The sequence below is a fragment of the Bradyrhizobium sp. USDA 4486 genome, from assembly GCF_054057995.1.
Genome location: NZ_JBSRZV010000001.1, coordinates 350,917 through 364,706, shown reverse-complemented (window position 1 = coordinate 364,706; position 13,790 = coordinate 350,917). Strand labels below are relative to the sequence as shown.

13 protein-coding genes and 3 pseudogenes are annotated in these 13,790 nt (G+C 61.2%); 10 read left to right on the top strand and 6 right to left on the bottom strand.

Annotation, left to right across the window (positions count from 1 at the left end):
* Positions 1-1,057: 1,057 nt before the first annotated feature.
* The 3 genes from istA to ACVWY3_RS01700 all read left to right on the top strand — a co-directional run bounded on the left by istA (position 1,058) and on the right by ACVWY3_RS01700 (position 4,488).
* Positions 1,058-2,365: an IS21 family transposase gene (istA, locus tag ACVWY3_RS01710; protein WP_456836905.1), complete on the top strand. Its 1,308-nt coding sequence runs from the start codon at positions 1,058-1,060 to the stop codon at positions 2,363-2,365.
* Positions 2,365-3,225 carry an IS21-like element helper ATPase IstB gene (istB, locus tag ACVWY3_RS01705; RefSeq protein WP_456836904.1) on the top strand — a complete coding sequence of 287 codons (861 nt, stop codon included), beginning with the start codon at positions 2,365-2,367 and terminating at the stop codon, positions 3,223-3,225. Before istA ends, istB begins: the two co-directional genes overlap by 1 nt.
* Before the next feature lie 738 nt (positions 3,226-3,963).
* Complete coding sequence (locus ACVWY3_RS01700) at positions 3,964-4,488, top strand: hypothetical protein (protein WP_456836903.1); 525 nt, start codon at positions 3,964-3,966, stop codon at positions 4,486-4,488.
* A gap of 88 nt (positions 4,489-4,576) precedes the next feature.
* Here ACVWY3_RS01700 and ACVWY3_RS01695 read toward each other — a convergent pair.
* From ACVWY3_RS01695 to ACVWY3_RS01685, 3 genes and pseudogenes are all read right to left on the bottom strand, one after another.
* Positions 4,577-4,729 (bottom strand): annotated as a pseudogene (locus ACVWY3_RS01695) (hypothetical protein); the annotation flags it as partial.
* A 267-nt stretch (positions 4,730-4,996) separates the two neighbouring features.
* Entirely contained in the window at positions 4,997-5,134 is a 138-nt protein-coding gene (locus tag ACVWY3_RS01690) for a hypothetical protein (protein WP_456843569.1), read from the bottom strand.
* Positions 5,074-5,517 (bottom strand): chromate transporter, encoded by a 444-nt coding sequence (locus ACVWY3_RS01685; protein WP_456836902.1) that lies wholly within the window; start codon positions 5,515-5,517, stop codon positions 5,074-5,076. Before ACVWY3_RS01685 ends, ACVWY3_RS01690 begins: the two co-directional genes overlap by 61 nt.
* A 95-nt stretch (positions 5,518-5,612) precedes the next feature.
* On the opposite strand from ACVWY3_RS01685, the gene ACVWY3_RS01680 reads away from it, so the two are divergent.
* Together ACVWY3_RS01680 and ACVWY3_RS01675 are read left to right on the top strand one after the other, a co-directional pair.
* A complete protein-coding gene (locus ACVWY3_RS01680) occupies positions 5,613-6,350 on the top strand; it encodes a hypothetical protein (RefSeq protein ID WP_456843568.1) in 738 nt (245 codons plus the stop codon).
* A 59-nt stretch (positions 6,351-6,409) separates the two neighbouring features.
* Positions 6,410-6,546: pseudogene (locus ACVWY3_RS01675) on the top strand (NYN domain-containing protein); the annotation flags it as partial.
* Between the two features lie 1,363 nt (positions 6,547-7,909).
* On the opposite strand, the gene ACVWY3_RS01670 reads toward ACVWY3_RS01675, so the two are convergent.
* Positions 7,910-8,305, bottom strand: coding sequence for an ABC transporter substrate binding protein (locus tag ACVWY3_RS01670; RefSeq protein ID WP_456836901.1), 396 nt, complete (start codon positions 8,303-8,305; stop codon positions 7,910-7,912).
* Between the two features lie 24 nt (positions 8,306-8,329).
* On the opposite strand from ACVWY3_RS01670, the gene tnpA reads away from it, so the two are divergent.
* From tnpA to tnpC, 3 genes are all read left to right on the top strand, one after another.
* Entirely contained in the window at positions 8,330-8,731 is a 402-nt protein-coding gene (gene tnpA / locus ACVWY3_RS01665) for an IS66-like element accessory protein TnpA (RefSeq protein ID WP_129146458.1), read from the top strand.
* The gene (tnpB, locus tag ACVWY3_RS01660) at positions 8,728-9,075 is read left to right on the top strand and encodes an IS66 family insertion sequence element accessory protein TnpB (RefSeq protein ID WP_027520144.1); all 348 of its coding nucleotides are present in this window, start codon (positions 8,728-8,730) and stop codon (positions 9,073-9,075) included. The genes tnpA and tnpB overlap by 4 nt, the downstream gene beginning before the upstream one ends.
* A gap of 93 nt (positions 9,076-9,168) precedes the next feature.
* On the top strand, positions 9,169-10,767 hold the full coding sequence (gene tnpC / locus ACVWY3_RS01655; RefSeq protein WP_456843261.1) for an IS66 family transposase: 1,599 nt from the start codon (positions 9,169-9,171) through the stop codon (positions 10,765-10,767).
* A 10-nt stretch (positions 10,768-10,777) separates the two neighbouring features.
* Here the strand turns inward: tnpC and ACVWY3_RS01650 are convergent, their stop codons facing one another.
* The gene (locus ACVWY3_RS01650) at positions 10,778-11,047 is read right to left on the bottom strand and encodes a KTSC domain-containing protein (RefSeq protein WP_456836900.1); all 270 of its coding nucleotides are present in this window, start codon (positions 11,045-11,047) and stop codon (positions 10,778-10,780) included.
* Between the two features lie 159 nt (positions 11,048-11,206).
* Positions 11,207-11,638 (bottom strand): ABC transporter substrate binding protein, encoded by a 432-nt coding sequence (locus tag ACVWY3_RS01645; protein WP_456836899.1) that lies wholly within the window; start codon positions 11,636-11,638, stop codon positions 11,207-11,209.
* A 318-nt stretch (positions 11,639-11,956) separates the two neighbouring features.
* Between ACVWY3_RS01645 and ACVWY3_RS01640 the strand changes: the two are divergent.
* Positions 11,957-12,232 (top strand): annotated as a pseudogene (locus ACVWY3_RS01640) (tyrosine-type recombinase/integrase); the annotation flags it as partial.
* 445 nt (positions 12,233-12,677) lie between these two features.
* The gene (locus ACVWY3_RS01635) at positions 12,678-13,748 is read left to right on the top strand and encodes a helix-turn-helix transcriptional regulator (RefSeq protein WP_456836898.1); all 1,071 of its coding nucleotides are present in this window, start codon (positions 12,678-12,680) and stop codon (positions 13,746-13,748) included.
* The last annotated feature ends 42 nt before the right edge of the window (positions 13,749-13,790 follow it).

Sequence of the window (13,790 nt, the reverse complement as noted above, 5' to 3'; positions counted from 1 at the left end):
TGCCGTGTGCTCAGCGATCTTGGAGTAGACGACAGAGCGCAGATGGTCCCGGAGTTGGGTGTGTATTCCCTCTTCGTCCATGCCCATCAGCCGGCTGTATCCGGCAACGTCCGCTGCCAAGATGGCCGCAAGCCTTCGTTCTACTCGTTTGGTACTCAAGGCTGCCCTCCGGTACAGGCTGGGAGCAGTTTACGCCTTTGGCTGAAATGATCATAGGGACCTTCGGACCGCGAATGGTCCCTGCCACGACGGTCGCCCTTGCTGTCTGCCCATCGGCCCAATCTATTCCGGGGCTTGTCTTGAAGCGGCTCGATCAGCCGTACCAGGGTGGCCGGGCAGAAGCACTGGATCAAGATCAAGAACCGGCAGCATCCCGCGATCGAGCGGGACTATAAATCCAAATCCCAGAGAGTGTCAGACAAAACCGGATCGCCGGTGAGTACCCCAAACTGTTTGGAGCCGTTCGCGGGCAAGCGCCATCTGTTTCATTTCAAAATTGCAATTAAATTTGTGCGGCATCGCTCATCGAATGATGGTTAGCTTGTAATCAGTCCGGGCGGAGACGTTTGATCCCGATCGATTTTTGGCCCGGCGCCTTGCACTAAAAAAGACCGCTCTTTGGGCGGTCTTTTTGTCGCTTTCTTTGTACAGACCCCGGCGAGCAACAGCCCGCCGCGGCTCATGTCGGATCGTTGAGATCAGATACATCCGCCGATCGCTCAACGATCCGACCGGACCTCGCAATCCCGCCACTCGATCATGAGCACCGTTTGACAAACGCACGGCATTGGCGTGACCGCTTCCGGCAAACGTATTGACGGACGACGGCTGACGCTCGCGCCAATCTTTGCGATGCCTATGCTCAATCGCGAGCGCCTTCTGCGTCTCTACGTCCAGATAATCCGATCAATCGCGACGCGTCCAGCGTGCGCTCGATCCGCAAGACCCTAGACAGCACCGTCAGGACATCACCATACGGCTGTCGCGCGCCATGGAAAACTGCCCCCTCGGCGTCATGAGGAATTGCCCCCTCCTTGGATAGCCGAGGAGAGAGTGAATGAAAGAGGAACGAATCGCGGAAAGCTCGTCGTGGATTGATCCACGGGGGCAGGTGATGAAGACGCCGGATGACGTGGCGGAGATGTTGCGCCTGAGGGCGTGCGGGTGGGGTCTGAAGCGGATTGCGCGGCAGCTGGGCTGCAGTCATCACACGGTGAAGGGCTACGTGGCGGCGGGCGGTGTGAAGCCGTTCAAGTCGCCTGAGCGGGCGAAGCGGCTCGACGGCCTTGAAGGTTGGCTGCGCGAGCGGTTCATCAGGCATCGGGGCAATGCGGATGTGGTGCGCCAGGACCTGTTGGCCGAGAAAGACGTGGCGGTCAGCCGGCGAACCCTACAACGGGCCGTGCAGCCGTATCGCCAGGCGCTGAAGGCGGAGGCGCTGGCGACGACGCGGTTCGAGACGCCGCCGGGCCGGCAGCTGCAGATCGACTTCGGCGAGCGTCTGGTCGAGATCAGCGGGGCGAAGATAAAAGCGTTCGTGTTCGTGGCGACGCTCGGACATTCGCGGCGGCTCCATGTGCGTGCGTTCCGGGCTGAGAAGCAGGAGCATTGGTTTGCCGGGCTCGAGAGCACATTCACGACCCTCGGCGGTGTGCCTGAGGAAGTGCTGATGGACAATCCACGCGCGCTGGTGGTGCGCCACGACGCAGTGAGCCGGTCGGTCCAATTTAACGACAAGCTCATCGCGTTCGCGAAGCATTGGGGCTTCCGTCCTCGCGCCTGCGCGCCGTATCGGGCGCGGACGAAGGGCAAGACGGAGAATGGCGTCGGTTACGTGAAGAAGAACGCGATCGCGGGGCATTCCTTCGCGAGCTGGGAGGCATTCGAGGCGCATCTGGCCGGGTGGGAGCGTGAGGTGGCGAACGTGCGAATCCACGGCACGACCGGCGAGGCGCCGATTGCTCGCTTTGCGCGTGACGAGGCCCACCGGTTGAAGCCGCTTAGCGGGCAACCGTCGTTCGGATCGTTGCGTGAACTGACCCGCGTCGTCGGCCATGATTGTGCCGTCGAGATCGACACGAACAGCTACTCAGTGCCGTGGCGCCTGATTGGCGAGCGCGTGGCGGTAACGATCGCGGCCGGGGAAGTGCGGATCCGCCATGGATTGCACCAGGTTGCGATCCACAAGCAATCGGATGGACGCCGGCTGCGGATCATCGACACCGCCCATCTCGATGGTGTTGCTGGTCACAGCGGCGCGGTCCGCCGGGCTGAGATCGCGGCGGCGGTGCTGGGGCCGTCCTCACCGCCGTCGTTGTTGCGCCCTCTTGCCGAATACGAAGCCGTGGTCGGAGGAAGCTTCTGATGGCGCGGGCAAAGAAGATAATGGAAGCAACGACCGATCCGCTCGATGCCATGCTGGCGCGACTGCAGCTCTCCGGTATCCGCGATCAGCTCGACAGCCTGCTCGACGAGGCGGCGCGCGCGAACCTGTCGGCGCGTGAGACGCTGATCCTGCTGTGCGAGCGCGAGATCGCACGCAAGGACCATCGCCGCATAGAGATGGCGCTGAAGCTCGCACACTTCCCGGCGGTGAAGGAGCTTGCTGGCTTCGACTTCGAGGCGCAGCCGTCAATTGATCCAAAGCAGATCCGTGATCTTGCCGCATCACGTTGGATAGCCAACGGAGAAAACGTGCTGCTGCTCGGCCCGCCAGGCGTAGGTAAGACGCACTTGTCGATCGCGCTCGGGCGAGAGGCGATCCTGGCCGGATACACGGTACAGTTCACCACGGCGACGACGCTGGTCGCTGGCCTTGCCAAGGCGCACGGCGAGCGACGCCTAGACGAGAAACTTCTCGCGCTGTCGAAGCCAAAGCTGCTCATCGTCGACGAACTCGGCTACCTGCCTCTGGAACCTGACGCGGCCCATCTGTTCTTCCAACTAGTCAGCCGGCGATACGAAACCGGCGCGATGCTGATCACGTCGAACCGCAGCGTTGCCGAATGGGGTACGGTGTTCGCCGATCCCGTGGTCGCCACCGCGATCCTTGACCGGCTCCTGCATCACAGCCACGTGCTGACGATCCGCGGCGACAGCTACCGGCTCCGCGCCAAGCGCAAAAGCGGCCTTATCAAGACGCCGACCGCCGGTGACGGCCCTCCGGTCGGCTCCGCCTCCCTCCGGCCCGTCACCGGCGGAAACAACCTTCAACCGAGATCATAATCCCGATGGTGGGGGCAGTTCTTCGTGACGCAAAGGGGGCAGTTCCGGATGGCGTTTGACAACGGCATGAGCAAATCACGCGCGGCACCTTCGCAGGTGGGCAAGGAACGTCTCGATCGCTTCCCTCGCTTTTGCAAAACAGCAGGGCCAATTCGCGCCTGGCGGAGATCGTCAGCCGGCACCGCCGGCTCGCCGTCCAGCAACATGCACTCAGCGGCTCGACCCGCCATCAGTTCGATGACCTGAGTATGGCGTTCCCCAACGCCTTCGACTGGTGGCGCTCGAGCATTTTTTCGCGTCGCCAAGCGCCGCTTCGGCAGCCGCACGGCGGCTGCTCAAAGCAGTGGGCGCGCGCACCCAGCGAGCCTCGCTTTCGAGTTTTTTCATGTGTGATTTTCGTCGGAAGAATGCTGCCATGCTGTCAAGCCTACGGAGAGCAGAGCGTTTTGCGAAGGCTTGATCTGTGGCGTGCACCAACAGGGTGACTGACCCTTACCGATTGCTATGGCGCGCCCCAAAAATATGGCCGCCTTCTTCCGACACCCGTTCTGGAGGTGTAAGGTTCTGTCGCTGCTTTTGAGCTGCCTTAGGGCACGTGCCGAAGTCCCGATTAATTTAGCGGCAGCGCCAGAGCCACCGGCGGGCACTGAGCCTCAGACCAATTGCCTTTTTGGTCGGTTCTACTGCACTCGATGTGTCGTGTGCGCTCGCACACGCGCGTTTTCAGAGGAGATTTCAATGACAAAGCGGTTCGTAGTTACGGTCATGTATTCCGCTCTCTGCTTGATCAGCGCAACCGGATTTGCGCAGGCCGAAACGATCGGGCGATTTGAATGCAACGTTCTCGGCGCGGTAAGTCAGGATGCCATTGGCGACAAGGATGGGCACCTGATCCGGAGTGTCCAATATTCTTGCCTAGGTGTGGAGGGCCTGCTGAAAGGCGCACTGTACTCAGGGTCTTCGACCAGTGAGTGGGATGGCGCTCAAGGGACGTACTTTACTGGCGGCGGAATTGTCCGGGCGGCCGGAGGGCTGGCGGTTACCCAACTCACCCAGGGTACAGGGACCGTTATGATGAAGGATGGCAAGCCGGCCGGGGTGGAAAGCTCCGGAAAAGGGGTGTTCAAGTTCGCTTCGGGCACACTCGCCGCGCTCTCGGGAAAGGCCGACAGGTGGGAGGCCAAACCAACGGGCTTTAATCGATTCACTCTCGAATTGATGCCTGACAACGAACCGGGCGCTGTCGGCATGAGCCGACAATAGCATGCATAGCGAAATGATGGCCCCCAAGGCCATCGGAACGCTCTTGTCTTGAGTGTGAGGTCCAGACCGTCATCTCAAGACCGGCGCGCTATGCTAGGCGGCATCTGATGGCGTTTTCGGACCCATTGGGTGCCGCTCGCTCTGGCACCGTGCGCGCGGCGTCATACAGCTCGTTGTAGCCGCTATAGGCATCGGCCTTGAGGATACCGGAAAAGCTTTGAATATGCCGTGTGGGATGCTCCTGCCGCCGGTCGCGCTAGGTGCAGATGTGCCCCTTAGGCGGACAATTCGACCTGAGCGACGGCAGGCGTCACAAACGCCGCTAACCCCACGTAGACACTCCGAGCTTTGTAATTCATGGCGCCATTCACTCCTCCGGTGGATATTTGGCTATTCACCCGAGAATCGTCGTGTCCGTCACTTCGCCATGGCTGCCAGCTCGGCAGCCGTATTGGCGGAACTCGGCTCGCATCAATACGGCCGTGACTGCGCATGAATGAGTCCACGCCTAGTCAATCGAAAGCACCCCGACCACGGCGCGTCCAACACCGAGCAGCGCCGGATTGATTTTGGTTTGTAGCAGGATCAGCAGGACGGCGCCGGCGATTGCGGCGGTTTCAACACCGAAGATCGCACCTTTCGCCATGGTGAAGCATTCCCGCCGGGAGGAGCCCGATCGAGACGGGTGCAAGCCACTGTTGAATGGATGTCCGTCACGGCCATTTCTCGAGCTTTATCCACCATCGGCCGACCAAGAGCGTGAGCGGCGCCGTCGGTCCGAAAAACGCGATCAGCACGAGGATCGAGCCCAGTGGGCCGCCCACCCAGCCCCCATGGGAAGATCATCATCATGTTGGGACCGGGCGCCAACGGCCCCACGCTGTAGAAATGGACCAACTGGGGGAAGGTCAGCCACTGGTGGACACCGACGGTCAAGGTCTTCATTTCAGGGAATGCCGCGATGCCCCCGCTAACGGTCAGCAGCGACAGATAGGCGAATACCCGAACCAGTGCAGGTAGCTCGTTCATTGCGCTGTCCCCACTTATTCGTGCTGAGGGGCCTCGGCTGTTAACAGTTGGTTTAGTTCCGGGCCGGATCATTGGGAACCACAAGGGACCCGAGCATGCAACTGCATCATGCCAATACCTTGGAAAGGATCAAAGCAGCCGCGGATCACGACGGTTGTCAGATTGCGTCGTGGCCCGTCACTCTCGATCGATGGGATTTCTCGACGTCCAATCGAGATGAGGTCTTGGCGCTGCTTCGGCAAAGCGATCATTCAAAACCTATTTTTTGGCTCGTTTTAGTCGCCTTGGCTGGCGGCTTGGGATTGGGGTGGGCTGGGGCTTGGTACGGTCCTGCAACTATCTCGGCTTTCAACCCAATTCCCCATGTAGAAACGGCTTCGCGCCGCATGCCGGAGGCAAAGCGAACTGCAAAAGTCGAAAAGGCCCGAAAGATAGCATCAGCATCAGGCTCGCGGATCCCACTTGCTTTAGGTCAACCCTCGACGGGCAGCCCGAGTCTTGCTCCGAAGCCCCTGGCCAAAGCGTCGAGTGCGGCGCAATCGGCGGAAGCTTCGAATGCAGCTTCTTCGGTTATTGACGCGGACATGTCTGTGACGGGATCGCTTGGGTCTGCGGGGCCGCTCCTGTCAGTCCCCGAGACAAGGCCGGCGACTATCGAGGGGTGGGCTGTGCTCGACGTGCGCGGCGGAACGGCGGTGCTCGAAGGGCCAGACGGGGTTCGAATGGCAGCACGGGGAGACGTGGTCGCCGGCATCGGGCGGATCGACTCTATCGTGCGTTGGGGCAATCGCTGGATAGTTGCAACAGCTCGTGGATTGATCTCGACGCCCTGAGCGTAACGCTTGCGGTGCCCGGAGTGCATCAACGAAGTCGTGCCGTTCACAACTGCCGCGAGTTTCGCTCGATGGTTGAGGCAGTTCAGCGCCCCGGTGTGGGAGTCCACGAATTCCAGCCTGCTAGCCGCCCATGGTGGCCAACGAGCTCTGCCGCCAAGCCGACGTTTTCACCGACCTCGACGAATCTCAAAGCTAAGATCGCTGGCACCGACGAGGATGGCGCTAACGTCCGTATCAGGTCCTGGGCACCGTGGAAGGATGTTCGGGGAGCGCTGAGAGCCATTTGCCCAGTTCGAAGTCCAGGAGCCGATCTACCATCTCAATCGGTATAAGCGCCTCGTCGCTCCGTTTCCGCAGTCTCGTTTGAGGCCAAGCAACGCCGTGCTCGTTCGATCTGTGCGTCGGTAGCGCCGTGATTACGGGCGTACATCTCCGCCACTGACGCCGAATATTTCGCGACGTAGTATCTGACCTCGCTGCAAGAGATGCGCCCCGTGGGTCTGTGGTGTCGCGAAGCGAAGGCTTCGGATCCTAAGGGAATCAGCAATAACACAACAGTGACCCCCGTCCGCACGATCATCCTCGCCGTCCCCTATATTCTGTTCGGCTTGTAGAGAGAGCAGGCCTGAATCGCGCAAACGACGCAAATTAACAATCGTGCGCGGGTGCAAAGTGCTGTGAGACTGTTGCTCCAATGCCGCGGTGCTGGACATGAGGTGTCCGTAAAGCGAACGGATGCGCTCTAACAATGTCGAAGGAGCAAGGTCGATCGTCGCCTTGGAACGGCCAGCCTTACTATGACCGCCGAAGAACTCTCCTTCTAAGGGCGCCGTAGTAATGCGGCTTGCCTTTGGCCATCCTTCTCGCCTGAGCGGCTTGCGGGCGGCGCCGTCGGGGCTCAGGAACATGTGGCAGTTTGGTGTCGTAACGCCGCCAGCGCAGATCGCGCTGCTTCGACGTTCGTGCAACTGCGGTTGCGACGGTGCCATCCACCGCCCGCGAGCACCACAACGTGCGCGATTGAGGAAGGCCGCCGATCCGAGTGGAAAGCTAAATCGAACGAAGGCGTGCCGCCGAATGTTAGCTGGGGAGCATCACCAGCAATGGATGCAACTAGACTTGCCCCAGCCACGAGTCAGCCGCGGCCGCCGTCCTTCTGGCGCAAGCGGGTCACATGGTGCAACAGCACGTCGCCGCGCGCGAGGTGGCCGTCCACCGCGTCGATCGGCTTGCGACGCACCAACGATGTAGGCGGCCGCGATCGTCTTACGGTATTCCGGCGTCGCCGCATGCGCGGCGCCCGCCCAGAAGCTCGACACGACGAAGAACAGGAGTTCTCGCATTGAGACAACCGTCAGTTGGACGGCTACGGCCGTGAAATTTGCAACTTTAACTCGGTCGAGAATCCCATCAAGGCCTCCTGGTTTGAAATTCGTCACTTGCTCTTGTCTAACAACAGCCCATTTTGGTCGTTGCCCCTCCAGCCAACTGGCACCGGCAAGTTGAAGGCGGGTGCCCTAGAACAACTGACTCATGCACCGCAGCAAACGCAGCCATCATTCGATCACCGCATCGGCGCGGCCAAGCAATGGCAGGGGCACTGTGATACCGAGCGCTTTGGGGGCCTTGAGATTTAATAGCAACTGCACTTTCGTGCGCTGCTGCACCGGCAGGTCGGCCGGCTTTTCGCCTTTCAGAATGCGAGCGGTGTAAACGCCAGCCAGCTGATAGGCGTCGGTATGGCTCCCGCCATAGCTCATGAGGCCACCGGCTGCGACGAACTCGTGGCTGTCGTAAATCGCCGGCATGGCATGCCGTGCAGCGAGCCGTGCAAGGTCCTCGCTATAACTTGTGAAAAGCGTGTCTTCGCCGATCACAAGACCCCTGTGCGGTAAGCCCCCGGTGGAGGCCGCCTTCCCGGATTGCGCTTGAGGGTGAGATGGTTTGCTCATTAATTCGCAAGCAAATGAGCAAACGTGACGACGGTTACGGTTCTGTCCGGTCCTGAGCGGCGACGGCGATGGACGAGTGCCGAGAAGCTTCGGATCGTGGAGGAGAGTCTGGCGCCTGGGGCCAGTGTTGTCGAGGTTGCTCGGCGACATGACGTTCACCGCAATCTGGTTACGGCTTGGCGGCGGCAGGCGCGGACCGGCGTCCTCGCTTGCGGGCCCGAGCCGATGCAGCGGCAGGATGGCGAAGTCCGTTTTGCGGCAGTCTCCATTGCGCCAGACCGGCAATCGTTGACGGCGCCCTCCGGAAGCTGCGGTGCGATCGAGATTGAGTTCGCGGCCGGGGCTCGGATGCGGATCACGGGCGCGGTTGACGCGGCGACGCTGAGCGCAGTCGTGGCGGCGCTGACTGATGGACGGCCACGATGATTCCATTGCCTGCCGGCGTGCGGGTATGGCTCGCGACCGGCCATACCGACATGCGGAAGGGCTTTCCATCGCTGGCGTTGCAGGTTCAGGAGATCCTTCATCGCGACCCGCTGGGCGGCCACCTGTTTTGCTTCCGCGGTCGCCGCGGCAACCTTTTGAAGGTGATCTGGCATGACGGCCAGGGCGCCTGTCTGTTCACAAAGCGCCTGGAGCGGGGGCGCTTCATCTGGCCGAGCCCGGCGGAGGGTGTGGTGACGATCTCGTCGGCGCAGCTTGGTTATCTCTTGTCCGGGATCGACTGGCGGCACCCACAAGAGACGTGGCGGCCGACATCGGTCGGATGAGGCTTTGAACTTGCGGATCGTGGTGGATGTGATTCCATCATCCTCGTGACCACATCTGAATCGCTCCCCACCGATCTTGCCGCCGCGCATGCGATGATCCTGGCGGAGCGCGCCGCGCGGCTGGAAGCGGAGGCGGTTGCGGCGAACGCAAAAGCGGAAGCGGCCAATGCGAAGGCGGCCGAGGCACTGATCAGTTACCTCAAGCTCGAGATCGAGAAGCTGCGTCGCCAGATTTACGGCAGCCGCTCGGAGCGCAAGGCACGGCTTCTGGAGCAGATGGAGCTTGAGCTCGAAGAGCTGGAAGCAACCGCAACCGAAGACGAGCTGGCAGCCGAGAGGGCGGCAGCCAAGGCGCAGACGGTACAATCCTTCCAGCGCAAGCGGCCGTCGCGCAAACCGTTCCCCGACCATTTGCCGCGCGAGCGTGTCGTAGTCGCCACACCGCAGAGCTGCCCTTGCTGCGGCTCATCGAAGCTATCAAAGCTGGGCGAAGATATCACCGAGACGCTGGAGGTCATTCCCCGGCAGTGGAAGGTGATCCAGACGGTGCGCGAAAAGTTCTCATGCCGGGACTGCGAGACGATCACCCAGCCGCCAGCCCCCTTCCACGTGACGCCGCGCGGCTTTGCCGGGCCGAACCTGCTGGCCATGATCCTGTTCGAGAAGTTCGGCCAGCATCAGCCCTTGAACCGGCAGAGCGAGCGCTACGCCCGGGAGGGCATCGATCTGAGCCTGTCGACATTGGCCGATCAGGTCGGCGCCTGTGCGGCGGCCCTGCAGCCGCTTTATCGGCTGATCGAGCGTCACGTCCTCTCCGCCGAGCGGCTGCATGGCGATGACACCACGGTGCCGATCCTGGCCAAGGGCCAGACGGTCAAGGGACATATCTGGACCTACGTTCGCGATGATCGACCGTTTGGCGGGCGGGCGCCGCCGGGTGCGCTCTACTACGCCTCGCGCGACCGACGGCAGGAGCATCCCACACGGCATCTCCAAAGCTTCTCCGGTATCCTGCAGGCCGACGCCTATAGCGGCTACAACGAGCTGTATGACGCCTCCCGCGCGCAGGGACCGATCACGTCCGCACTCTGTTGGGCCCACGCCCGGCGGCAGTTCTTCGAGCTGGCGGACATCGCGGCCAACGCGAGGCGCGACAGGAATGCCGCAGCGATCTCGCCGATTGCCCTGGAGGCGGTCAAGCGCATCGATGCGCTGTTCGATATTGAGCGCGGCATCAACGGCCAAAGCGCCGAACAGCGTCTGCGCATGCGCAAGGAGCAAAGCGCTCCGCCTTTGACGGCATTGGAAGCATGGCTGCGCGAGCAGCGCGCCCGGCTGTCGAACTCGTCTGCAGTTGCCAAGCCAATCGACTACATGCTGCGCCGCTGGGACCGGTTTGCTCGCTTCATCGATGACGGGCGGATCTGCCTGACAAACAATGCGGCGGAGCGCGCGCTGCGCGGCTTTGCCCTGGGCCGCAAGTCCTGGCTGTTTGCCGGCTCGGAACGCGGCGCTGACCGCGCCGCCATCATGGCGACGCTGATCATGACGGCAAAGCTCAACGACATCGATCCGCAAGCCTGGCTCGCCGATGTGCTCGCTCGCATCAACGATCACAACGTTCAACGTCTCGATCAACTGCTGCCCTGGAACTGGAAAGCTGCGCTCACCGCATCGCCGCAGCTGATCTGATCATCGCCGATCAGTTAACCCGCGTGTACCGATAGTACGGCTTGATCGACCAATTGACGAACCGTCCCTTGGACTCCGCTGCAAGGAGGTTCTTGAACACCTTCGCCGGGACAGCCTGGTAATCGTAGGTCGAACCGCGGATATAACGTATGCGCAACATCCGCCGCTTCAGGTCATACCCTGCAGCCTCAATGCTCGACGATTGCACCCGACGCAGCCGCATGGCCTTCACACCTCGCCGCATCCAGCCAATATGGCGATCCGGCCAAGCCTCGTCCATCCGTCAGCTGGTTCCCGCTCGCCTCAGCCGCGGTCTTCACCGGACGGGCACCCTGTGCGCAACTCCGAAAGCTTTGCAAAGACGCCATCGAAGTCCCGTTTGCTGCTCGCATTCAGGACACGTAGCTCCAGCTGTCGGGCGACATGGAAAACTGCGGGGTTAAATCCGGACGTCGCTTGACACCAGCCCAAGGCTCGGGGCTGCGGCTTGCAAGTCACTGATTTGCGGCTCGGCGAGAACGGGATTGGACGGGTTTATGAGAAGCGCCATGGTCGTGGCCACAGGAAGAAGCTGGTGCAGTAATTCCAGCCGCTTGGGGGTGACCTCCAGCGCCAATAGGGTCACGCCTGTAACATTGCCGTCGGGCCGGTTCAGGCTCGCGACGAGCCCGAGCTGAATTGGATTACCGGCAATTGAAAAGACGATCGGAATGCTTGTCGTTGCGGCCTTAGCCGCGACTGCAGCCGCCGTGTTGGTGGCGGCAATCACCGTCACCTGACGACAGCACCAATTCGCTTGCAAGTGCCGGCAGCCGCTCGTTTTGATGATCCGCAAAGCGATATTCGATTGCGATATTCTGACCTTCAACAAAGCCCGACTCTTTCAGACCTTGCCGGAAAGCCGCAAGGAGCTGCGGGACTTCATTGGCTCCCCTGCCGTTGAGAACCCAATCACGGGCAGGGCCTTCTGCTGCGCGCGTGCCCCGTGCGGCCACGCAACGACAGTCCCCGCAAGAACCCTGATGAATTCTCGGCGCCGCATTTGTTCCCTCCGAGGACCAATGGGATGGGCGAGCACCGACTTGACTTAGCACCCCGGCGGGCCATTCCCAGTGACCCGACCCTTCTGACGGAATCGACCCGGCAGGCAATCGACGATTAACTTCGGGTTACGGGCAAGAAGTCAGGAGAGTACCTGTTCACTGGCCGGCGGCTAAGCGGACATATGACGACCCGCCAGTATGCCCGCCTCCTATCCCGCTGGCTCGCCGACATCGGATTGGACCCGCATCTGTTCGGGACGCATTCCCTTCGGCGGACCAAGGCGACCTTGATCTATCGCCGAACCGGCAACCTGCGAGCCGTACAGCTCCTTCTGGGGCATACCAAGATCGAGAGCACCGTTCGATATCTCGGCATCGACGTCGACGACGCCCTGGCAATAGCAGCACAAGTCGCCGTCTGATTTCGGGGGCAGAGCCGACGCGCCCTGCGCTGCCCTCACAGACGGCTCCGGGCACATGAGCTGACTTGCGAGAAGTGGCGGACGTTCGTTGCCGCGGGGCGATGAAAACGGGCCTGGCCCCGGCAGCGTTCGGAGGGCCGCCAGCGGACAGGTCGCATCGCTTAGGCATCGTTGCGTGGTCGAGGACGAAATTCGCGATGATCAGCAGCTCAAAGACACGCAGATTCTTTGCATGGTGCGGGATCGCAAAGTCACGCGAGCAAATGATGGTGTGACCTGCTTTTGGCGTTTATCTCGCCCGCGCGTTCGGCCTTAGATGCGACAATGGCGCCCAACACGTTGGCAAGGGACGCGTCGGACATAAGTTAACGTCTTAACTTTGCTGCCTTTTTCGAATTGACCAAGCTACGGACAATCGTTCAATGCACGCCGGTGGGTGGGCGCAATGCATTTTGAACCGCTGATCGACGAAATTTACGAAGCCGCTGTTGTCCCGGACCGCTGGATTGCCGTCCTTGATCGGCTGGCGCATTTGGCGGAAGCCGAAGGCACATTGTTGTTTGCTGCAGCACCGGGCGAGCCGCGTTGGCTGTCCTCTGAGAGAATCCGTTCGCGCATCGAGGCTTGGGTCGAAGGACCATTTTACCAGAACAACCCGCGCGGTCAGCGACTAGTTCCGCTCAAGGAACCACGCTTCCTCACTGACCTCGACGCATTTACCATCGAAGAACTCGACCGCGAGCCGTTCTATACCAGCTTTTTGCGACCGAACGGACTTGGCTGGTGCGTCGGCACAGCCATCCATTCGCCTGCCGGCGACACGCTGGTGTTCTCGATCGAGAAAGCCCATGTGAAGGGACCTGTCCCGCGCGCAATTGCGGAAAAGCTCGATCCCTTGCGGCCGCATCTGGCTCGTGCTGCAGTGCTATCTGCGCGATTTGGACTCGAGCGAGCGCGCATCACTGTTGGAGGCCTCGAATTGATAGGCCTCCCCGCGGCGATCCTTGCCCAGGGCGGACGAGTCGTAGCAGCCAACGAGGCCTTGCTGGCCTATGGTTCTGAAATCAAGATCGGTGCTGGTGAACGGCTGGCGTTCACAAATCCAAGAGCTCACGCAGTGTTCGCGAATGCTTGCGCGAATCGTCCATTGGCATCAGGCGTCTCAATACCGGTTACGCAAGGCGCCAAGCGTACCGCGTTCGTCGCTCACGTCTTACCGCTGCGAGGGAAGGGACGGGATATCTTTTCCAGTGCAGAATTGCTGCTCTACATCACGCCCATCATTCCGCAGGTAGGGCCGCCGCCGGAGATCCTTCAGGCGCTTTTCGACCTTACGCCGGCAGAGGCAAGGGTGGCGGCGCATCTCGCGGAGGGGCGATCGGTGCAGGCGATTGCCGACAGGTTGTCGATCCAGCCCAATACTGTTCGTGTCCAGTTGAAGTCGGTGTTCTCCAAGACGGGCACCAGTCGCCAGGCCGAGCTCGTTAGCCTTTTGCGAATGCCTCCGGCGACTTAGTCCCAGTGCAAGCCCAAGCCAAGCGATAACTCAGGTCCACAA

Excerpts from the sequence above, each read along its gene's own strand:
- istA (WP_456836905.1), top strand. The coding sequence starts at position 1,058 with ATGAAAGAGGAACGAATCGCGGAAAGCTCGTCGTGGATTGATCCACGG.
- istB (WP_456836904.1), top strand. The coding sequence starts at position 2,365 with ATGGCGCGGGCAAAGAAGATAATGGAAGCAACGACCGATCCGCTCGAT.
- ACVWY3_RS01700 (WP_456836903.1), top strand. The coding sequence starts at position 3,964 with ATGACAAAGCGGTTCGTAGTTACGGTCATGTATTCCGCTCTCTGCTTG.
- ACVWY3_RS01690 (WP_456843569.1), bottom strand. The coding sequence starts at position 5,134 with ATGGCGAAAGGTGCGATCTTCGGTGTTGAAACCGCCGCAATCGCCGGC.
- ACVWY3_RS01685 (WP_456836902.1), bottom strand. The coding sequence starts at position 5,517 with ATGAACGAGCTACCTGCACTGGTTCGGGTATTCGCCTATCTGTCGCTG.
- ACVWY3_RS01680 (WP_456843568.1), top strand. The coding sequence starts at position 5,613 with ATGCAACTGCATCATGCCAATACCTTGGAAAGGATCAAAGCAGCCGCG.
- ACVWY3_RS01670 (WP_456836901.1), bottom strand. The coding sequence starts at position 8,305 with ATGAGCAAACCATCTCACCCTCAAGCGCAATCCGGGAAGGCGGCCTCC.
- tnpB (WP_027520144.1), top strand. The coding sequence starts at position 8,728 with ATGATTCCATTGCCTGCCGGCGTGCGGGTATGGCTCGCGACCGGCCAT.
- tnpC (WP_456843261.1), top strand. The coding sequence starts at position 9,169 with ATGATCCTGGCGGAGCGCGCCGCGCGGCTGGAAGCGGAGGCGGTTGCG.
- ACVWY3_RS01650 (WP_456836900.1), bottom strand. The coding sequence starts at position 11,047 with ATGGACGAGGCTTGGCCGGATCGCCATATTGGCTGGATGCGGCGAGGT.
- ACVWY3_RS01635 (WP_456836898.1), top strand. The coding sequence starts at position 12,678 with ATGCATTTTGAACCGCTGATCGACGAAATTTACGAAGCCGCTGTTGTC.